The organism is Streptomyces sp. NPDC059989, from assembly GCF_042736975.1.
Taxonomy (GTDB): Bacteria; Actinomycetota; Actinomycetes; order Streptomycetales; family Streptomycetaceae; genus Streptomyces.
In genome coordinates this window covers 1-19,814 of record NZ_JBHWUO010000015.1, presented here as the reverse complement: position 1 = coordinate 19,814, position 19,814 = coordinate 1, and the positions used below count along the sequence as shown (strand labels likewise).

Sequence of the window (19,814 nt, the reverse complement as noted above, 5' to 3'; positions counted from 1 at the left end):
CCCGCGAACCCTGCGGGGGGGGGGGTTTGTGTGCAACCTCCCCGCGGGGCCCCCCCCCCCCCCGGGGGGGGGCCCCCCACGCCCGTTTCTCATTCGGTCCGGGGGGTGAGGCGGGCCGGACCGGCGGCCGGATGGGCGCGCAGTTTGTCGTGGAGCGCCTTGCTCTCCTCGGTGACCCGCTGGGGTCCGCTGTGCGGGGGCACGCCGGAGACGTTCGCGCCGGGCGCCATCGGGGGCTCGTACTCGGTGGGCGCGGTCGTGGCGGTGTACGCCGACGCGGCCGCGATCAGCGCGGTGAGGCCGACGGCGGCGCGCGTCCACCGCCGGGCGCGGCGCTCCCCGGAGGCGCGTACGAGGGCTGCCGGGCGCGGTTCGAGCCGGACGGCGGGCCGGAGCGAGGTGAGCCGGTCGCGCAGCAGCGCGGACTGCTTCTCGGGCGGTACGTCGGCCAGCTCGGGGATCCGGTCGGCGAGGTCGGCGTGCGCGTGGAGGAGCCGGCCGGCGGCGGTGGGGGTGCTGGCCTCGGTCTCGGCGGCGGTGTCGGGGAGGTCGAGGCCGACGCCGTCGTAGAGCAGGACGGTACGGCGGTGGATGGTGGGCAGCGCGAGCATGGCCTCCAGGAGGATCCGGTCGGCGGGCTCGGCGGGGGGCTTGTCGGGGTGCCGGTGGGCGCGGCGGAGCTGGTGCCAGGGGGAGAGGGCGTACTCGTACGCGGCTGCGCGCACCCAGCCCACGGGGTCGGGGTCGGTGGCTACTTCGGGCCAGTGATGCCAGGCCTGGTGGAAGGCCCGCTCCACGGCCTCCAGGGCGAGGGCCCGGCGGCCGGTGAGCAGGTAGGTCTGGCGGGTGAGGGCGGGTGCGGTGCGGCCGTAGAGCGCGTCGAAGGCCTCCGCCGGCCCGGGCGGAGGCGCGGGCGCGCCGCCTTCCGAGCCCTCGGCCCCGGTCGGGGCCCCGGTCGCGGTTCCGGCCGCGGCCCCGGCCCTGGCTTCGGTTCCGGTCCCGGTCCCGGCCGTGGTCCCGGTTCCGGTCCCGGTCCCGGCCGTGGTCGCGGTTCCGGTCCCGGCCCCGGCGCCGGCCTCGGTTCCGGTTCCGGTCGCGGCCCCGGTCCCGGTCCCGGTCCCGATCCCGGCCGTGGTCCCGGACTCGTCGCCCGCGCCTGCGCCTGGGCTTGGGCCTGCGGCTGTCCCGGTCTGGCCGGCGGCCACGGCGACTCCGTCGGCCCTGCCTGCCCCTTCAGCTGAGTCGGCCGCCGGGACCGCGGTGGTCCCGCGTGCACTGTCGGCCGCGGCGAACGGGGTGGTGCCGTCTGCACTGTCGGCCCCGCCGGCCGTGGCGAAGCGGGTGGCCCCGCTTGCCCTGCCTGCACCGTTGGCCCCGTCGGCCGTGGTGGCTGCAGTTGCCGCGGCGGATCCCGCCGCCTCGGCGCTTGCGGGCGGACGCACTGCCGCGCCGGACCCGGACGTTCCTTCAGGCAAGGGGGTGCCTACGGGGCCGGCGGCCCGGCCGTCTCCGTCGCACCGGCCGGTCCGCGTGGTCCCGGTGGAGCCAGCCGGATTCGTGGCCATGTTGGCCGCGTCGGCTCGGCCGGTTCCGCTCGCCCCGCCGGTTCCGCCCGCCCCGCCGGACCTGCCCGGCCCGCCGGTCTCCGGGGAGCCGGTGGATCCGCCGGACCCGGGGGTGTCGGTGGGCCTGGTCGTCCCGATGGGTCCGCCGGATCGGGCTGCTACCGGGGTTCCGCTGATGGCGGTGGACCCGTCGGAGCAGCGGGCTCCCGGGGGTCCGCCGGATCCGTCAGACCCACCCGATCCGGTGGTGGATGGGAACTCGGTGGTCAGGCCCGCGGAGCCGACCTTGACCGGGGTCTTGGCCTCGTGGCGGGGCAGCGCCACCGGCGGCTTCGCGGCGCGTTTGGCCGCGGGCTTGGGGCGGGTGCCGGCCCCTACGGGCCGAGCCGCCGGGGGGCGTGCGGTACCGAGGGCCGCCCTCGGCACCGTCGGAGGCGCGGCCTCGGGCTCCGCCTCGGTCTCCGCAGGCCGACCTGCCGGCGGGCGCGTGGCGCCGAGTGCGGCTCCGCTCTCGGCGGCCAGGGGCCCGGCTCCGGCGTCGGCTCGTGCGTGTCGGTCTGTCAGTGGGCGTGCGGTACCGAGGGCCGCTCTCGGCACCGTGGGGGGCACGGCCTCGGGCTCCGCCTCGGTACCGGCCGACGCTGCCTCGGCCTCCGCAGGCCGACCTGCCGGCGGGCGCGTCGTGCCGGGTTCGGCTCCGACGTGTGCGTGTCGGCCCGTCAGGGGCCGTGCGGCGTCGAGCCGGGTGTCGGCTTCGGCGTGTGGGGGGCGGCCCGCCAGGGGGCGTGTCGCCCCGGGGGCGGCTTCGGTTTTGGCGGCCAGGGGCTCGGGTCCGGCGCAGGTTTGTGTCTGTTGGTCCGTCAGGGGGTGTGCAGCGGCGGTTTCGGCTTCGGGTTTGGCGGGCGGGGGTTCGGCGCCGGTTTCGGTTTGTGCGTGTCGGTCCGTCAGGGGGCGGGTGGTTTCGGGCTCGGGCTCGGGTAGGGGCCCAGTCGCCAGGGTGGTCAGGAATTTCGCGTACGCCTCCCGTGTGCGGCCGCGCGGATCCGTGCGGCCGCTCTCCCACGACCGCACCGTGGTCGCGGTGACCCCTACCGCCGCCGCGACCTCCTCGTGCGACAGTTCCGCCGATTCGCGCAGTCTGCGGCGTTCCCTCGGGGAGGGGAGGCTCAGCTCCGAGTTCGTCTCGACGCCTTGTGTCATGCCACACTCCCCGCGACCCGGCAGCCCTGGGCGAAAAAGTACATAAACGTATATTGAGCGACACCACGGGCATTCGCCTGTTACCCGCTCATAGCGCGTGTCGAAGGCACCATGGCGGGGTGACCCAAGTGACCGAACGCGGGACCCCGTTGTCCGCGGCCCCGCGAGCCGCCGGTCGGCGCCGTTCCCCGGCGGCGGCCGCCTGCGTGGTGGGCGGTGCCGTGGCGGCCGGACTCGGGCTCGGCTTCCTCGCCGTGCTCGTCATCGTGCTGTGGATCAGCTCCCCCTACCCCGACAGCGGCCCCGGCGGGGCCCTGCACCTCGCCGCCGGGCTGTGGCTGCTCGCCCACGGGACGGAGCTGGTGCGGTACGAGACCCTGTCCGGCGTGCCCGCGCCCGTCGGCCTGACCCCGCTGCTCCTCGTCGCGCTGCCCGTGCTGCTCATGCGGCGCGCGGCCCGGCTCGGGAGCGCCTCCGAGGAGGAGGGGGAGGAGGTGCTGCCGGCCAGTGCCGTCTTCTCGGCCGTGCTGTGCGGATACCTGGCCGTCGGGGCGCTCGCCACCGTGTACGCGGCGGGCGGCCCCATGCCCGCCGACCCGCTGAGCGCGGCCTGGCACGTTCCGCTGGTCGCCGTGCTCGCCGCCGCCGGCGGGGTGTGGGCGGCGCGGGGGCGTCCGCTCGGGCCGTTCCCGTCGTGGGTCCCGGGGGGCGTACGGAGGGCAGTCGCGCGCCCCCGTTACGCGCTGGCGCTCCGGGCCGGCGCGGGCGGAGCCCTCGTACTCCTGGGCGGCGGTGTGCTGCTCGTCGGGGTCGCGCTCGCCTGGCACGGCGCGGAGGTCCAGGGGTCGTTCCTGGCGCTGACCGGGGTGTGGTCGGGCCGCTTCGCGGTGCTGCTGCTCGCGGTCGCGCTGATCCCGAACGCCATGGTGTGGGGGGCGGCCTACGCCCTCGGGCCCGGCTTCGCCCTCGGCGTCGGCGCGACCGCCAGCCCGCTCGGCTTCGCGGGCTCGCCCCCGCTGCCGCGGTTCCCGCTGCTGGCGGCGCTGCCGGCCGAGGGGCCGGGGAACCTGCTGACCTGGGCGGTCGGCGCGGTGCCGGTGGTGGCCGGGCTGGCGGTGGGGTGGTTCGCGGTGCGCCGGGCGCGGGAGGTCTCGTACGGGGAGACCGCGCTCACGGCGGCCCTCGGCGCGCTGGTGTGCGGGCTGGTCATGGCCGGGCTGGCGGCTGCCTCGTCGGGGCCGCTGGGGTCGCGGGCGCTGGCCGACTTCGGGCCGGTGTGGTGGGCCGTCGGGGCGGCGGCGTTCTCGTGGACGCTGGTGCTGGCGGTGCCGGTGGCGGTGGGGGTGCATGCGTGGCGGATGCGGCCGGCCGTTGCGGGGGTGGCGGTGGAGGAGGACGGGTGGCACGACAGCGGGGTGCGGGAGATCCGGTGGGAGGCGCTTCGCCGGGCGGCGGCCACGGAGTCGGTTCCGGATGCCCCGGCTGCCACGGCTGCCACGGATGCCCCGGCTGCCACGGCTGCCACGGCTGCCACGGCTGCCACGGCTGCCACGGCTGCCCCGGCTGCCCCGGCTGCCCCGGAGGCGCCGGTGGTGCGGCCGCAGCGGGCGTTGACGATCGTGCGGGGGCTCAGCCTGGACGTGCCGTTGGCTGCGCCGGTGCCGTTGTCCCCGCCGGTGGGTGGGGCGCGGGTGCTGGCTCGGCGGAAGCCGTCTGCCTAGGGTGCGGCGCCGCTGCCGGGGCTCTGCCCCGGGCCCCGCGCCTCAAACGCCGGCGAGGCTGGATGTGCCCGGCCCGGTGCGCAGGTGCGGGTGCAAGATCGGGGCTCCGCCCCGGACCCCGCGCCTCAAACGCCGGCGGGGCTGGATGGTGCCGGCGCCGCTGGATTTGGTCCCGGCCGAGTGCGCAGGTGCGGGTGCAAGATCGGGGCTCCGCCCCGGGCCCCGCGCCTCAAACGCCGGCGGGGCTGGATGGTGTCGGCGGCGCTGGATGGTTCGGCGGGGCTGGGCGGCGCGGCGAAGCCGAAGCGGCTACTGGCGGACCTTCAGGATGTCGCCCACCACGTTGTCCGGGAGGAGGGTGTTGCACTCGAGTTCCGCCGACTGGGTCAGGGCGTCGTCGCGGCAGACGTAGAAGTCCTTGTACGTGAGCTGCAGGGCGTACGAGGTCATCGCCAGCAGGATCGCCAGCGAGGCCGTGACCAGGCCGCTCACCGCCGCCGTGCGTTGCGGGCGGGCCGCTTCGCCCAGGGCTGCCAGGCCGCCGGGGGACGGGGCGGCGGCCGGGGTCGTGCCCGGCCGGGCGGCGGGGGCCGGCTTGCCGCGCAGGGCGCTGATGCCCCAGTACAGGGCGAGCGCGCCCAGCAGCAGTCCCACCGACGGGATTCCGAAGATCCCGAAGAAGAAGCCCCACATGCCGGCCAGCAGCGCGTACCGGGCGCGGCGCTGGATCGGGTCCGTCGGGTCCCAGCGCGCCGGGCCGCCCCGGCCGCCCTCGGGGCCCTTCGGGTCGGTCCCGCCGGGGCCGCCGTCGCCGCCGTCGCCACCGCCGCGCGGCTGCCACGGCTGGTCGGGCCGGCCTTCCGGGGGAGCCGCGAAGGGGTTGTCGTCGGTGGAGGAGTCGGGCTGGCGGCGGTCCGGCATCGGGTGCTGTTCTTCCCCTGTGTCATGGACGTCAGGGCGACGTCCTGGCGAGGTGGGGCCCGCGGTGGGGCCTGATCGAGGCTTGTTGGGGCTAGTTGGGGCTTCCTGCGGCTTGTACGCCAGACGCTACCCCTCGGCCGTCCCCCCGTCCCTCGGGGGCCGTCCGGTGTGCCGGTATCGTTGCAGGCGGTCGGTGGCTTCGTATGGTTCCCCGTATATCGGTACCCCGAAGTTTCGTATGACCGCACAAGACGAACACCGTGTTTCCGCGAGAAAGGGCCCTCATGGCCGCCTCCCGCCTGGTCGTGCTGGTCTCCGGCTCCGGCACCAACCTCCAGGCCCTGCTCGACGCCATCGATGCTCACCCCGGCGGACCCGAGGGCTTCGGCGCCGAAGTCGTCGCCGTGGGGGCCGACCGCACGGGCATCGTCGGCCTGGAGCGGGCCGAGAAGGCGGGGATCCCCACCTTCGTGTGCCCGGTCAAGGACTACGGGAGCCGCGAGGAGTGGGACACCGCCCTCACCGAGGCGACCGAGGCGCACGCGCCGGACCTGGTCGTGTCGGCCGGGTTCATGAAGATCGTGGGCAAGGCGTTCATCGACCGCTTCGGCGGACGGTTCATCAACACCCACCCCGCCCTCCTCCCCGCCTTCCCCGGCGCGCACGGCGTACGGGACGCGCTCGCCTACGGCGCGAGGGTCACCGGCTGCACGGTCCACTTCGTGGACGGCGGCGTGGACACCGGCCCGATCATCGCCCAGGGTGTCGTCGAGGTCCGGGACGAGGACGACGAAGCCGCTCTCCATGAGCGCATCAAGGAAGTCGAGCGACAGCTGCTCGTCGATGTCGTGGGGCGCCTGGCCCGGCACGGCTACCGCATTGAGGGACGAAAGGTAACAATCCAGTGACCGCCGTAGAGACCGCAGACAGCAGCAACGACCCGACCACGACTCAGCGGCCGATCCGTCGTGCGCTCATCAGCGTCTACGACAAGACGGGACTGGAAGAGCTGGCCCGCGGCCTGCACGAGGCGGGCGTCGCGCTCGTCTCCACCGGCTCCACCGCCTCGAAGATCGCCGCGGCCGGGGTGCCCGTCACCAAGGTCGAGGAGCTGACCGGCTTCCCCGAGTGCCTGGACGGCCGGGTCAAGACCCTGCACCCGCGCGTGCACGCCGGCATCCTCGCCGACCTGCGCCTGGAGGACCACCGCAACCAGCTCGCCGAGCTGGGCGTCGAGCCCTTCGACCTCGTGGTCGTCAACCTGTACCCCTTCCTGGCCACCGTCCAGTCGGGTGCCTCCGACGACGAGTGCGTGGAGCAGATCGACATCGGCGGCCCGTCGATGGTCCGCGCCGCCGCCAAGAACCACCCGTCGGTCGCCGTCGTGACCAGCCCCGAGCGGTACGCCGACGTCCTCGCCGCGGCCCAGGGCGGCGGCTTCGACCTCACCGCCCGCAAGCGGCTCGCGGCCGAGGCCTTCCAGCACACCGCCGCCTACGACGTGGCCGTGGCCTCCTGGTTCACGAACGCGTACGCGCCGGAGGGCGGGGAGGGCGCGCTGCCCGAGTTCCTGGCCGGAGCGTGGGAGCGCAAGTCGACCCTGCGCTACGGCGAGAACCCGCACCAGGCCGCCGCCCTCTACACGGACGGTCAGCCGGGCGGGCTCGCCAACGCCGAGCAGCTGCACGGCAAGGAGATGTCCTTCAACAACTACGTGGACACCGAGGCCGCCCGCCGCGCCGCCTACGACCACGCGGAGCCCTGCGTCGCGATCATCAAGCACGCCAACCCGTGCGGCATCGCGGTGGACACGGATGTCGCCGCGGCCCACCGCAAGGCGCACGCCTGCGACCCGCTGTCGGCGTTCGGCGGCGTCATCGCCGTCAACCGCCCGGTGACCGTCGAGCTCGCCGAGCAGGTCGCGGAGATCTTCACCGAGGTCATCGCCGCCCCCGCCTACGAGGACGGCGCGCTGGAGATCCTGGCCAAGAAGAAGAACATCCGCGTCCTGAAGGTAGACGGGACCCCGCACCAGCCGGGCGACCTCAAGCCGATCTCCGGCGGCGTGCTGCTCCAGCAGTCCGACACGTTTGAAGAGGGGAGGGGCCAGGCCGAGGGCGACGACCCGGCCAACTGGACCCTCGCCACCGGCGACGCCCTGTCCGCCGAGGAGCTCGCCGACCTCGCCTTCGCGTGGAAGGCCTGCCGGGCCGTCAAGTCCAACGCGATCCTGCTCGCCAAGGACGGCGCCTCGGTCGGCGTCGGCATGGGCCAGGTCAACCGCGTCGACTCGGCGAAGCTCGCCGTCGAGCGGGCGGGCGCCGAGCGCGCGCAGGGCTCGTACGCCGCGTCCGACGCCTTCTTCCCCTTCCCGGACGGGCTGGAGATCCTGACGGCCGCCGGCATCAAGGCAGTGGTCCAGCCGGGTGGTTCCGTGCGGGACGAGCTGGTCGTCGAGGCCGCCAAGAAGGCCGGCGTGACCATGTACTTCACCGGGACCCGGCACTTCTTCCACTGAGCCCCGGAGCCCACGAGAACGGCGAAGGCCGCGACCCGCAGAAACTGCGCGGGTCGCGGCCTTCGCCGTGGTGCGGGGCCCGACGGCCCCCGTACGTCTAGTACTGCGGGCGGCCGAAGTAGGCGCTCGCGGCCGAATTGGCCAGACCCCCGATGATCCAGATGCCCAGCGCCAGCGAGATCAGCGCGAAGATCAGGGACACCACGATGGCGGGGGGCGCCTGGTCGCTCCCGAGCAGGGCGAGGTTGCTGAGCACGCTGAGCCCGGCGAAGAGCGCCTGCAGCGAGCCGAAGATGATGCCGGACACGCGGACACCGCCCCGGCCCTTGGACAGCTTGGCGGCGGTCAGGATCGGCCACAGCGCGATCGCGATGACGATGATGCCGACGACGGCGAACAGGCCGCCCGCCGCCGTGCCCACGTCACTCGTCGTGGAGTCGCCGGACTCGGCGAACATCGAGGCGAAGAACGCTCCGCCGACGAGCGCCAGCAGGCCGAAGGCGACCTGCAGGCCGCCGAGGATGAACAGGATGACGCGGGCGGCCTTCACCCCGCCGGGCATCTCGACCGCGGCACCCGGGTACCCGACCGGACCGCCCGGGTAGCCCTGCGGGGCCGACTGCTGGGGGTAGGCGTAGCCACCCTGCGGCGGGACGCCCTGCGGGGCCTGCTGCGGGTAGCCGTAGCCGGGCTGGCCCTGCGGGGCCGGGGGCTGCTGTCCGTACGGGTTGTTCGGGTCGCCGAAGCTCATCTTGGGGTGTTCCTCCGTGGAAGTGCGGGGACGCACGGCAAACGCACGGAGGAAATCTGCATCGTGCGGTCCGCCCCCCGGCACTGCCCGCGGCACTCATTGGATTCATCGTCGTCCGCCCGGCAACGGCTTGTCCAGTTGGTTGTGATGACGTCCGTCACTTGTTGTGCAAGTGCAATGAACCGTGCATACCGGCGCACGCCGCGACTGGAATCGGGGCCGGTCCATCCGGGAGGATGGACCCATGACCGCCCAGATTCTCGATGGCAAGGCCACCGCAGCCGCGATCAAGTCCGAACTGACCGCCCGTGTGGCGGCCCTGAAGGCACGGGGCACCACCCCCGGCCTCGGCACCCTGCTGGTCGGTGACGACCCGGGCAGCCGCTGGTACGTCAACGGCAAGCACAAGGACTGCGCCGAGGTCGGCATCGCCTCCATCCAGCGCGAACTTCCCGCGACGGCCTCCCAGGAGGACATCGAGGCGGTCGTACGGGAGCTCAACGCCAATCCGGAATGCACCGGTTACATCGTCCAGCTCCCCCTCCCCAAGGGCATCGACACCAACCGGGTCCTGGAGCTGATGGACCCGCTGAAGGACGCCGACGGCCTGCACCCCATGTCGCTCGGCCGGCTGGTGCTGAACGAGCCCGGCCCGCTGCCCTGCACCCCGTACGGCATCGTCGAACTCCTGCGCCACCACGGCGTCGAAATCAACGGCGCGCACGTCGTCGTCCTCGGCCGCGGCATCACCGTCGGACGCTCCATCGGCCTCCTGCTGACCCGCAAGTCCGAGAACGCCACCGTGACGCTCTGCCACACCGGTACGCGCGACCTCTCCGGGCTGCTGCGCCAGGCGGACATCATCGTCGCCGCGGCCGGAGTCCCGCACCTGGTCAAGCCGGAGGACGTGAAGCCGGGCGCGGCCGTGCTCGACGTGGGCGTCAGCCGCGACGAGAACGGGAAGATCGTCGGCGACGTGCACCCCGGTGTCGCCGAGGTGGCCGCCTGGATCTCCCCGAACCCGGGCGGCGTCGGCCCGATGACCCGGGCCCAGCTCCTCGTCAACGTCGTCGAGGCCGCCGAACGGACCACCAGTGCAGGCTGAACCGGACGCGACCGGCCCGACCGGGGCGGAGGCGCCCCGGTCCCGCCGCTTCCCCTCCATCACCCGCGACACCGCCCGCCCCGAGGGCAGCGGCCGTGCCGTCCCCGGGGCCGTGTCCACGCCCGTCCGCCAGTGGCCGATGCTCGCCGTGCTCACCGCGACCGCGGCCGGGCTGCTGTCCACGGCGTTCGGGCACCCGCGGGTCGGCTGCCTGGTCATCGGGCTGGCCCTGATCGCGGCCTCGGCGCTGCGCCGCGTACTGCCCTCGGTGGGCATGCTCGCCGTACGCTCCCGCTTCACGGACATGGTCACGTACGGGCTGCTGGGCGTGGCGATCACGCTGCTCGCACTGGTGATGGAACCCAAGCCGGTGCTGAACCTGCCGTTCCTGGAATCGGCCGTCCGCTTCACCGTCCGCTAGGCCGTGGCGACCGATTCGTCGGGGCGGGCGGGCGATTGGCCTTCGAACCTCCGGTGGCGTGTGCGACGTGCCACACGGACCCGGGGGTTCGGCCCCTCCAGGGTCGGATAGCCTGACCGCGGATGTCTCTTCACATCAAGATTCAAGGGAAGCGGCGTCCGTCCAGCACATGGGGCAGGGACGCCCCACCGCCAGCTGTCTAACGGAGAAGGCCATGACCCGCACTCCCGTGAATGTCACCGTCACCGGCGCCGCCGGCCAGATCGGCTACGCGCTGCTCTTCCGCATCGCCTCCGGTCACCTGCTCGGCGCGGACGTGCCGGTCAAGCTCCGGCTCCTGGAAATCCCCCAGGGGATGAAGGCCGCCGAGGGCACCGCCATGGAGCTCGACGACTGCGCCTTCCCGCTGCTCGCCGGCATCGACATCTTCGACGACCCGAACAAGGGCTTCGAGGGCGCCAACGTCGCGCTGCTCGTCGGCGCCCGCCCGCGCACCAAGGGCATGGAGCGCGGTGACCTGCTCTCCGCCAACGGCGGCATCTTCAAGCCGCAGGGCGCCGCGATCAACGCGCACGCCGCGGACGACATCAAGGTCCTGGTCGTGGGCAACCCGGCCAACACCAACGCGCTCATCGCGCAGGCCGCCGCCCCGGACGTACCGGCCGAGCGCTTCACCGCGATGACCCGCCTGGACCACAACCGCGCGATCTCGCAGCTGGCGCAGAAGACCGGCGCCGCCGTCTCCGACATCAAGCGCCTCACCATCTGGGGCAACCACTCGGCGACCCAGTACCCGGACATCTTCCACGCGGAGATCGCCGGCAAGAACGCCGCCGAGGTCGTCAACGACGAGGTGTGGCTCGCCGACACCTTCATCCCGACCGTCGCCAAGCGCGGCGCCGCGATCATCGAGGCCCGTGGCGCGTCCTCGGCCGCCTCCGCCGCCAACGCCGCCATCGACCACGTCCACACGTGGGTCAACGGCACCGCCGCGGGCGACTGGACCTCGATGGGCATCCCGTCGGACGGCTCCTACGGCGTCCCGGAGGGCCTGATCTCCTCCTTCCCCGTCACCTGCAAGGACGGCAAGTACGAGATCGTCCAGGGCCTGGACATCAACGAGTTCTCCCGCACCCGCATCGACGCCTCCGTGCAGGAGCTGTCGGAGGAGCGCGACGCGGTCCGCGAGCTCGGCCTCATCTGAGTCTCATAGCGGCTCGACTCCTCTGAAAGGCCCCGGCGCCCGGCGCGCCGGGGCTTTTTGGCGTGATCCGCCCTGTCCGGGCCCCGCACCGACCCGTACGGTTTCCTCCCACACCTGAGGGGGACTCGGTGAGCGGTACCACTGCGGACGGAGGCAGAGCGCCCGTCCACCCGTCGCTGACGGAGGCCGGACGGCTCCTGTGCGCCGGCGTCTATCTGGACACCGGGTACCGGGACCGGGTGATCGACGAGCTGTACGTCCACGAGGAGCGCTTCACCGCCCCCTCCCACGGATTCGACGCGGCCCGCGTCCTCGCCCACGCCCTGCGCGCCCGGCGCATCGAAACGGCCTGGGCGCTCGCGGTGGTGGCGGTCTGGGCCCTCGGGCTGCTGCTGCTCCAGACCTTCATCGTCTTCCTGATCGTTCCGGCGCTCCTGCTCAGCGGCGCCGGCCAGATCAAGCGGCGCCGCGACCGGACCGGCCGCGGCAGCCGGATCGTCGAGTACCTGCTGCGCGCGTACGCCGTCTGGATGCTCGGCAACGTCCTGTGGGGGGTGGTCGCCGGCTTCGCCGACGACATCGTGCAGCCGATGCGCTTCTCGGAATCCGGCTGGCTCCTCCCGTACCTGGGCGAGGTCATCGCGCGGAACCCGCTCGGCATCTTCCTGGAATGGCCGCTGATGGGGCGCTTCTACGGGGAGGCCTACTCGTGGGTCGCCGTACTCGTCTTCCTCCTGCTCACGACCGTCGCCGGGCTCCAGCGCGGGCACTTCGCCCGGGTCCTGCACCGGTCGCTGCACCGGGACCGCTACGCCGACGGGGCGGGAGACCTGGTGGTGACGGGCCGGCGCTTCGCCCGGGCCCGCGCGCGGATCCAGCGGATCCAGCACGCACCCCTGGTCCTCTACGACGTGGGGAATCCGTTCTGCGGGGCCGGCCAGGCACACAGGCCGTGGCAGCTGACCGTCGAACTGCGGCCGCGCGGCGACGGCGAGGTGCAGGAGCTGGACAACGCGCAGATCGTGGACCGGATCCGGCCACGGCTGGAGGCCCTGCGCGTTCCGTCGCCGCACGGCTCCCCGGAGGCGGAGGCCTCCGTACTGGACCGGCTGCGCGAACTGGTCATCGACGAGTGCGTGTTCCTGCCGGCCGACGGGCTGCCCGACGTCGACTCCCTGGACCTGTCGGCCGAGGCGTTCGCCGAGCACCGCGCCGCCGCCATCGAGGAGGGCGGCGAGCGCCGCCGGCACTTCCTGCGCGTGCGGATCGGCGGCTGGGACGAGAACCTCGTCGTCACCGTCTTCATCCGCGTGCACACGCAGGGCGGCATGCTGATGCTGGAAGTGGCACCGCACGTGCTGCTGCCCGTCCGGCCGGACTTCCAGCGGGCCGACGACATCGCCCAGCGGCAGCGGCTGGGCAGCGCCTTCGCCAAGGTGGTCTGGGCGGTCGTCAACGGTGCGGGCGCTCTCGGGCCGGCCCTGGTGAACCTGGTGCGCGCGGCCCGCATCCCGTGGCGGATGGCCACCGCGGGGCACGGCGTGGCGATTCCGGCGGGACCGGCCGTCTCCGTACGGGAGCTCGCCTCGCAGACCGACGCCTCGCTGTTCCAGCTGATGGACCTGGACCGGTACCTGAAGACGGTCCAGGAGCGGATCGTCGGCGGGGTGGCCGTGGCCCTGCACGAGGCGGGCTGGCACACCGAGGAGTTCGCGGAGCGGGCCGTGAACGTCGCCGAAGGGGCGGTCTTCATCCAGTCGGTGCACAACAGCGCCTTCGGCATCGGCGGGGTGAGCCACAACAGCGCCTCCACCCACCAGGCGTCGGACGCGGACAAGGACAGGCACATGGGCCCGGGCAAGGGGAGAAACGGTGGCAACTGACGGCGGGGAACAGCCCGCGGTACGGATCGGCGAGGTCCACGGCAGCAGCTTCAGCATCGGCGGCAGCCACAACACCAACAGCACCGTCCACCACGGCGGTACGGGGGAGGGGGCGCCCGGCGCCGAGGAACTGCTGGAGGCCGTACGGGAGCTGCGCGCGGCCCTCGTACGGCTGCCCCGCAGCGCCGAACGGGCGGCGCTCGACGGGGAACTGGACGAGGCGGCCGGGGAACTGGAGGCGGGCGGGGAGGTCCGGCCGGGTCTGCCGGCCCGGCTGCGCGGGGCGCTGGAGCGGTGGGCCCCGCTGGTGGAGTCGGTGAGCGCGGCCACCGCCCTGGCCGCGCTGCTGACCTCGCTGGGGGGCTGACGGTGGCCGAGGGGGAGGGCGGCGTCCGCTGGAACCCGCGGTCGCAGCGGTGGGAGCGGACGCCGGCGGCCCCGGCCCCACCGACAGCCCCGGCGGCGGCCGCGGCTCCGACCCCGGCTCCGCCCCAGGCGGCGGCTCCGACCCCGGCCCCGTATCCGCCCGGGACCCCGCCGAGGCCGCAGGGACCGCCGGTGCCGGCCCCCGCGCGGCGCCGACGGACCCTGCTGGTGGTGTCACTCGGCGTGGCCGTGCTGGGCGCGGCCGCCGTGGCGGGATGGCTGTTCCTGGGCGCCAGGGGCCCCGACGCCACCGCCCTGCCGGCCGGCTACACGCGGGTGCACGACACGGCGGCCGGCTTCTCGGTCGCCATCCCCGCCGACTGGCAGGCCGGCTCCGGCGCCGGCTACGGCACGGTCTACGGCCCCGGCGGGGGAAGCGACCGGAGCGCGGCGCTCCAGGTCTTCCGGGTCACCGAGGAGACCGGGACCGCCTGCGACTACCTGCGCACTTCCGTCGAGTCGCTGAGCCAGACCCCCGGCTACCGGGACATCTCCAGGAAGCCCGTGGACGGCGGCGGCTGCGAGCAGGTCTACGCGTACGACGATCCGAACTCGTCCGACCCGCCCGCCCACGCCATCGCACGGTTCACCGTCACCGCCGACGGCACCCGGTGGGTCCTCCTGGCGTACGGCCCCGACACCGACGTCCCGCTCGTGCGCAAGCGCCTCACGACGGCCGTCGGCTCCTTCCGTACGGAGTGAGGCGGTGACGCGGTGACGCCGGGTCAGCTCTTGAACATGCCCGGGGTGTAGTGCCCCGGCACCATGCGGGTGGTGACGCCGAAGCGGTTCCAGACGTTGATCGTCGCGATGACGGCGATCAGCTGGGCCAGCTCGCGCTCCTCGAAGTGCTTGGCGGCCTTCTCGTAGACCTCGTCGGGCACGAAGCCGTCGGTGAGGACCGTGACCGCCTCGGTGAGCTCGATCGCGGCGAGCTCCTTCTCGGTGTAGAAGTGCCGCGACTCCTCCCACGCGCCGAGCAGCACGATCCGCTCGACGCTCTCGCCGGCGGCGATCGCGTCCTTGGAGTGCATGTCGATGCAGAAGGCGCAGTGGTTGAGCTGCGAGGCGCGGAGCTTGACGAGCTCGACGAGGGCCGGGTCCAGGCCCTTCTTGGAGGCGATCTCCAGCGCCGCGACGGCCTTGTACACCTCGGGGGCGAGCTTCGCCCACTGGAGGCGGGGGGAGTGCTCCGGGGCGTAGGAGCCGGCGTCGGCGTGGTTGTGGTGGTGGGTGCTCTGCTGCTCGTTCGTGATCGTCATGCGTCCCACCGTAGGAGAGAACCGGACCGCCGTTATGGTCCATATCCATGACGGATTCATGGGCCACTTTCGGCGCCGACCTGCATCTGGACCTCTCCGCGGGCCGCGGCCTGCGGGCCGGGCTCACCGAGGCGCTGCGCGAGGCCGCGCGCAGCGGACGGCTGGCCGCCGGGACCCGGCTGCCCTCCTCCCGCTCGCTCGCCGCCGACCTGGGGATCGCCCGCAACACGGTCGCGGAGGCGTACGCCGAGCTCGTCGCCGAGGGCTGGCTGACGGCCCGGCAGGGATCCGGTACCCGGGTCGCCGAACGGGCCCGGCCGCGCAAGCCCGCGGCGGCGGCCCGCGTACGCCACCCCGCGCGCCGGGGGGCCGCGTACAGCCTGCTGCCCGGCTCCCCGGACGTGAGCGCGTTCCCGCGCGCGGCCTGGCTCTCGGCGGCCCGGCGGGCGCTGACCGACGCGCCGAACGAGGCCTTCGGGTACTCCACCGACGGGCGCGGCCGGCCGGAGCTGCGGGAGGCGCTGACCGGGTACCTGGCGCGGGCCCGCGGGGTGTACGCGGACCCGGACCGGATCGTGCTGTGCTCGGGCTTCGTCCACGCGCTGGGGCTGCTGGCCCGGGTGCTGCGGGCGCGGCGGGTGCGGGAGATGGCGGTGGAGGGGTACGGGCTGGACATCCACCGGAACCTGCTCGAACGGGCGGGGCTGCGGACCCGGCCGCTGGGGGTGGACGCGGAGGGCGCCCGTACGCAGGAGCTGACCGGGGCGGTGGGCGCGGTCCTCCTGACCCCGGCGCACCAGTTCCCGACCGGGGCCGCCCTGACCCCGGCCCGGCGGTCGGCGGTCGTCGACTGGGCCCGGACCACGGGCGGGCTGGTCCTGGAGGACGACTACGACGGGGAGTTCCGCTACGACCGCCAGCCGGTGGGCGCGCTGCAGGGGCTGGACCCCGACCGGGTGGTCTACCTGGGCACGGCCAGCAAGTCCCTCGCCCCGGGGCTGCGCATGGGCTGGATGGTGGTCCCGCCGGGGCTGCTCGACGAGGTCCTGGCGGTGAAGGGCATGAGCGACTGGACCTCCAGCGCGCCGGACCAGCTCACGCTCGCGGAGTTCATCACCTCCGGGGCGTACGACCGGCACGTGCGCGGCATGCGGCTGCGGTACCGGCGCCGCCGGGACGAGCTGGTCGCCGCCCTGGCCGGCCGGGTGGCCGTCTCGGGCATCGCGGCGGGCCTGCACGCGGTCCTGGACCTCCCGGCGGGGACGGAGCGCTCGGTGCTGCAGTCGGCGTCCTGGCACGACCTGGCCCTGCACGGCCTCTCCGGCTTCCGCCACCCGGAGGCGGACCTCCCGCCGCGCGACGCGCTGGTGGTCGGCTACGGGACCCCGTCGGACAGCGCGTGGGCCCCGACGCTGGCGGCGCTGTCGGCGGCGCTTCCGTAGCCGGGGCCATTCCCCGGAGGGAATTGTCCGGGTGCGGGCGGGTGGGGAGGATCGGTGCACAGGCCAGGAGCGAGGACGACGAGGGGAACGACGATGACGAACGCGATGACGAATACGACGACGGCGGAACTCGACACGGCAGAAGTGATCCGCCGCTTCAACCGGGCCTTCACCGGCCGCGAGCCGGAGCTCCTGACGGAGCTGGTGGCGGAGGACTGCGTGATGGTGGGGGTCCAGCCGGCCCCCGAGGGCGCGCGCTACGAGGGCCGCGAGGCCTGCCTGGAGTTCTGGCAGAACCTGGCCGCGGACCGGTCGACCACCTTCACCCCGTACGAGGTGTTCGTGGCGGGCGACCGGGCGGTGATCCAGTGGCGGGCGGTCTTCACGGACGGCGAGGCGGTCTTCGGCACGGGCCAGGAGACGTCGGTGCTGGGCGTCAACCTGATGCGGATCCGTGCCGGGCGCATCACGGAGGCCCTTGGCTACGCGAAGACGCCCTGAGGTCCGTGCGGGTGCGGCGCCGCTGCTGGGGGACTACGGGGGCACATCAAGCCTCGCCGGCGTTTGAGGCGCGGGGTCTGGGGCGGAGCCCCAGGAAGCGGCGCCGCACCTGCGGGACTACGGGGGCACATCAAGCCCCGCCGGCGATTGAGGCGCGGGTTCGGGCGGAGCCCGGGGGCCCCGCAGGTCACGGCGTCGGCGTCGGCGGCCGCGGCGTCGGCGCGGGTTCGCCGAAGCGGGCCAACGCCAAGGAGCCGGCCACGGCCACGGCGAAGCCGGCCACCGCCAGCCAGGTCAGGCCCTCGCGGGTGCGGTCGCCGAGCCAGGCCACCCCCACCACCGCCGGGGCGATCGTCTCGCCCAGCACCAGGCCCGCCGTCGCCGCCGTCACCGAGCCGCGCGCCAGCGCCGAGGTCAGGAGCAGGAACGCCGCGCCCCCGCCCAGCAGCAGCGCGTACAGCGCCGGGTTCCGTACGTCCCAGGGGGAGTCGAGCAGGCGGACCGCCACCTCCACCACCCCGAAGCCCGTCCCCGCCGCGAACCCCAGGACCAGCGCGCGCGGCCGGTCCGGCAGCCGCCCCGCCGCCGCGCCGACCAGCAGCACCAGCCCCGCCGTCCCCAGCAGCCCCAGCTTCAGCGCGAGCGAGCCCTTCCCCGAGCCCTCCTCCCCGGAGGCCAGCCCCAGCATCAGCAGCCCCGCGCACACCACCCCCACCGCGCCCCACTCCAGCCCCGACAGCCGCACCCGCAACAGCCTGGCCGCCACCACCGCCGTCACCGCGAGGCTCGCGGCCAGCGCGGCCCCCACCGCGTAGATCGGAACGTGGCGCAGCGCGATGATCTGGAACACGAAGCCGATCGCGTCCAGGCCGAGTCCGGCCAGGTACCGCCATTGCCGGGCCGCCCGCAGCAGCAGCGCCGGGTCCACCCCGGAACCCGTCCCCGGCTCCGCGGCCCGCGCCGCCACCGCCTGCAGGACGGACGCCGTACCGAAGCAGACCGCCGCACCCAGCGCGCAAATCATCCCAATCAGCACGAACTGACTCTAGGTCACGGTTCTCCCGACGGCCGGATTCCATCGGCCGGGTGCCCCGCTCTAGTCTGTCGGGAGCACGCCACCAGGGGGAGCAGCCACATGGACAGCACCAGCACCAACCAGCGCCGCATGCGCTCCGGAGCCGTAGCACTCGGCGGCATGGGCCTGCTCGCGGCCACGCTCGTGGCCTGCGGCAGCAGCGACGAGCCCGACAAGCGCTGCGCGTCCCGCTCCACGCTGGACCACCTGAACAGCAAGGACTGCAAGAGCGGCGGCCGCGGCTCCTGGTACTACGGCGGCCGTGTCAGCAGCGGCAAGGTCACCGGCGGCAGCTTCGACAAGTCCGCCGTCACCCGCGGCGGCATCGGCGGACACTCCAGCTCCGGCTCCAGCGGCGGCTGACGAACTCCGGCGACTCCGGCGACTCCGGCAACTGCTGTAACTCCAGGAAGTCCAGGGACCCCCCACCCATGAAGCGGCACACCATCGAGCCCCGCCCCGACTGGCAGAAGACCGTCGAGGAGCAGGGCCTGATCTACCCCCTCACCCGCTACCCCGACGACTCCCTGCGCCCCTACTGGGACGAGAGCGCGTACTACTCCTTCACCCTCCCCGAGGTCGAGGCCCTGGAGAACGTCGTCGAGGAGCTGCACGCCATGTGCCTGGCCGCGGCCGCGCACATCGTCGAGCAGGACCGGTTCGCCGACCTCGGGATCACCGACCCGAAGCTGGCCACGCTCATCGCCGAGTCCTGGCGCCGCCGCGCCGAACAGCCCTCCCTCTACGGCCGTTTCGACCTGCGCTACGACGGCACCGGCAGCCCGGCCAAGATGCTGGAGTACAACGCCGACACCCCCACCTCCCTCGTCGAGGCGGCCAGCCCGCAGTGGTTCTGGATGGAGGAGCGCTTCCCCGGCGCCGACCAGTGGAACTCCCTCCACGAGCGCCTCGTCGACGCCTGGCGGCGGCAGGCCGAGCTGCTCCCGCCCGGCCCGCTGCACTTCGCGCACTCCGAGACCGACGAGCTCGGCGAGGACCTGATGACGGTCGCCTACCTCCAGGAGACCGCCGAGCAGGCCGGCATCGAGACCCACGCCCTGTCGGTCGAGCAGATCGGCTGGGACAGCCTGTCGGGCCGGTTCGTCGACGACCGGCTCCGCTTCATCCGCGGCTGCTTCAAGCTCTACCCGTGGGAGTGGCTGGCCACCGACGAGTTCGGCCCGCAGGTCCTCGGCACCTACGACCACGGCGGCGGCTCCGGCACCACCTGCTGGATCGAGCCGCTCTGGAAGATGCTGCTGTCCAACAAGGCGCTGCTGGCGATCCTGTGGGAGCTCTTCCCGGAGCACCCGAACCTGTTGCCGGCCTACCTCGACGGCCCGCGCGAGCTCGCGGAGCCCGGCTCCGACGGCTACGTGGCCAAGCCGCTGCTCGGCCGCGAGGGTGCCGGGGTCACCCTGCATCCGGCGGACGGCGGCGGCGAGCCGTTCGTACCGGAGCAGGGGGAGCGGTACTGCTTCCAGGGCCTGGCCCCGCTGCCCGACTTCGACGGCAACCGGGTGGTGCTCGGCGCGTGGGTCGTCGAGGACGAGGCGGCGGGGCTCGGCATCCGCGAATCGGCGGGGCCGGTCACGGACGAGTACGCCCGGTTCCTGCCGCACGTCATCCTGTAGGGCCGCGCCCTGACGGGGCCGGTCCGGGCGGGGCGGTTTCGGCGGGGCCTGGCCTGCCGGGGGCCGGTTTCGGCGGGGCCGGGCGCGCGGCGGGGCACCTCCTCGGGCGCCGAACGTGGCCAGGGGTCGGAGAGTGGCAGCCTTGTTGCGTTCGGCGCCCTGCGGGGGCGCCCCGCCACACACCC

The 19,814-nt window shown here is 74.0% G+C and carries 18 protein-coding genes and 1 pseudogene; 13 read left to right on the top strand and 6 right to left on the bottom strand.

The window, feature by feature from the left end:
- Nucleotides 1–89: 89 nt before the first annotated feature.
- Together ACFWBN_RS15610 and ACFWBN_RS15605 are read right to left on the bottom strand one after the other, a co-directional pair.
- A complete protein-coding gene (locus ACFWBN_RS15610) occupies nt 90–1,205 on the bottom strand; it encodes an RNA polymerase sigma factor (RefSeq protein WP_385176986.1) in 1,116 nt (371 codons plus the stop codon).
- Nucleotides 1,206–2,579: 1,374 nt separating this feature from the next.
- A pseudogene (locus tag ACFWBN_RS15605) lies at nt 2,580–2,765 on the bottom strand (helix-turn-helix domain-containing protein); the annotation flags it as partial.
- A 119-nt stretch (nt 2,766–2,884) separates the two neighbouring features.
- On the opposite strand from ACFWBN_RS15605, the gene ACFWBN_RS15600 reads away from it, so the two are divergent.
- Nucleotides 2,885–4,486, top strand: a complete 1,602-nt coding sequence (locus ACFWBN_RS15600; protein ID WP_385176667.1) for a DUF6350 family protein — start codon at nt 2,885–2,887, stop codon at nt 4,484–4,486.
- 309 nt (nt 4,487–4,795) lie between these two features.
- Here ACFWBN_RS15600 and ACFWBN_RS15595 read toward each other — a convergent pair whose 3' ends face one another.
- Entirely contained in the window at nt 4,796–5,407 is a 612-nt protein-coding gene (locus ACFWBN_RS15595) for a hypothetical protein (RefSeq protein WP_385176664.1), read from the bottom strand.
- Nucleotides 5,408–5,691: 284 nt separating this feature from the next.
- Here ACFWBN_RS15595 and purN point away from each other — a divergent pair, with 284 nt between their 5' ends.
- Together purN and purH are read left to right on the top strand one after the other, a co-directional pair.
- Entirely contained in the window at nt 5,692–6,315 is a 624-nt protein-coding gene (gene purN / locus ACFWBN_RS15590) for a phosphoribosylglycinamide formyltransferase (protein ID WP_385176661.1), read from the top strand.
- On the top strand, nt 6,312–7,925 hold the full coding sequence (gene purH, locus ACFWBN_RS15585) for a bifunctional phosphoribosylaminoimidazolecarboxamide formyltransferase/IMP cyclohydrolase (protein WP_385176657.1): 1,614 nt from the start codon (nt 6,312–6,314) through the stop codon (nt 7,923–7,925). The genes purN and purH overlap by 4 nt, the downstream gene beginning before the upstream one ends.
- Nucleotides 7,926–8,022: 97 nt before the next feature.
- Here purH and ACFWBN_RS15580 read toward each other — a convergent pair whose 3' ends face one another.
- Nucleotides 8,023–8,676 (bottom strand): hypothetical protein, encoded by a 654-nt coding sequence (locus ACFWBN_RS15580; RefSeq protein ID WP_385176654.1) that lies wholly within the window; start codon nt 8,674–8,676, stop codon nt 8,023–8,025.
- 244 nt (nt 8,677–8,920) lie between these two features.
- On the opposite strand from ACFWBN_RS15580, the gene ACFWBN_RS15575 reads away from it, so the two are divergent.
- The 6 genes from ACFWBN_RS15575 (at nt 8,921) to ACFWBN_RS15550 (ending at nt 14,417) form a co-directional block, all read left to right on the top strand.
- On the top strand, nt 8,921–9,781 hold the full coding sequence (locus ACFWBN_RS15575; RefSeq protein WP_385176651.1) for a bifunctional methylenetetrahydrofolate dehydrogenase/methenyltetrahydrofolate cyclohydrolase: 861 nt from the start codon (nt 8,921–8,923) through the stop codon (nt 9,779–9,781).
- Entirely contained in the window at nt 9,771–10,202 is a 432-nt protein-coding gene (locus ACFWBN_RS15570) for a DUF3017 domain-containing protein (RefSeq protein WP_385176648.1), read from the top strand. Before ACFWBN_RS15575 ends, ACFWBN_RS15570 begins: the two co-directional genes overlap by 11 nt.
- Nucleotides 10,203–10,416: 214 nt before the next feature.
- Nucleotides 10,417–11,406, top strand: coding sequence for a malate dehydrogenase (locus ACFWBN_RS15565; RefSeq protein WP_385176645.1), 990 nt, complete (start codon nt 10,417–10,419; stop codon nt 11,404–11,406).
- Between the two features lie 128 nt (nt 11,407–11,534).
- Nucleotides 11,535–13,289, top strand: a complete 1,755-nt coding sequence (locus ACFWBN_RS15560) for a hypothetical protein (protein ID WP_385176642.1) — start codon at nt 11,535–11,537, stop codon at nt 13,287–13,289.
- Entirely contained in the window at nt 13,279–13,656 is a 378-nt protein-coding gene (locus tag ACFWBN_RS15555) for a hypothetical protein (RefSeq protein WP_385176639.1), read from the top strand. Before ACFWBN_RS15560 ends, ACFWBN_RS15555 begins: the two co-directional genes overlap by 11 nt.
- Nucleotides 13,657–13,847: 191 nt before the next feature.
- On the top strand, nt 13,848–14,417 hold the full coding sequence (locus ACFWBN_RS15550; protein ID WP_385176636.1) for a hypothetical protein: 570 nt from the start codon (nt 13,848–13,850) through the stop codon (nt 14,415–14,417).
- Nucleotides 14,418–14,440: 23 nt separating this feature from the next.
- Here the strand turns inward: ACFWBN_RS15550 and ACFWBN_RS15545 are convergent, their stop codons facing one another.
- The gene (locus ACFWBN_RS15545; protein ID WP_385176633.1) at nt 14,441–14,977 is read right to left on the bottom strand and encodes a carboxymuconolactone decarboxylase family protein; all 537 of its coding nucleotides are present in this window, start codon (nt 14,975–14,977) and stop codon (nt 14,441–14,443) included.
- Between the two features lie 47 nt (nt 14,978–15,024).
- On the opposite strand from ACFWBN_RS15545, the gene ACFWBN_RS15540 reads away from it, so the two are divergent.
- Together ACFWBN_RS15540 and ACFWBN_RS15535 are read left to right on the top strand one after the other, a co-directional pair.
- Nucleotides 15,025–16,419: a PLP-dependent aminotransferase family protein gene (locus ACFWBN_RS15540; protein WP_385176630.1), complete on the top strand. Its 1,395-nt coding sequence runs from the start codon at nt 15,025–15,027 to the stop codon at nt 16,417–16,419.
- 93 nt (nt 16,420–16,512) lie between these two features.
- Complete coding sequence (locus ACFWBN_RS15535) at nt 16,513–16,920, top strand: nuclear transport factor 2 family protein (protein WP_385176628.1); 408 nt, start codon at nt 16,513–16,515, stop codon at nt 16,918–16,920.
- Between the two features lie 187 nt (nt 16,921–17,107).
- Here ACFWBN_RS15535 and ACFWBN_RS15530 read toward each other — a convergent pair whose 3' ends face one another.
- Entirely contained in the window at nt 17,108–17,944 is an 837-nt protein-coding gene (locus ACFWBN_RS15530) for a hypothetical protein (protein ID WP_385176976.1), read from the bottom strand.
- 111 nt (nt 17,945–18,055) lie between these two features.
- On the opposite strand from ACFWBN_RS15530, the gene ACFWBN_RS15525 reads away from it, so the two are divergent.
- Nucleotides 18,056–18,358, top strand: coding sequence for a hypothetical protein (locus tag ACFWBN_RS15525; RefSeq protein ID WP_385176625.1), 303 nt, complete (start codon nt 18,056–18,058; stop codon nt 18,356–18,358).
- A gap of 68 nt (nt 18,359–18,426) precedes the next feature.
- On the top strand, nt 18,427–19,629 hold the full coding sequence (locus tag ACFWBN_RS15520; protein ID WP_385176622.1) for a glutathionylspermidine synthase family protein: 1,203 nt from the start codon (nt 18,427–18,429) through the stop codon (nt 19,627–19,629).
- Nucleotides 19,630–19,814: the final 185 nt, after the last annotated feature.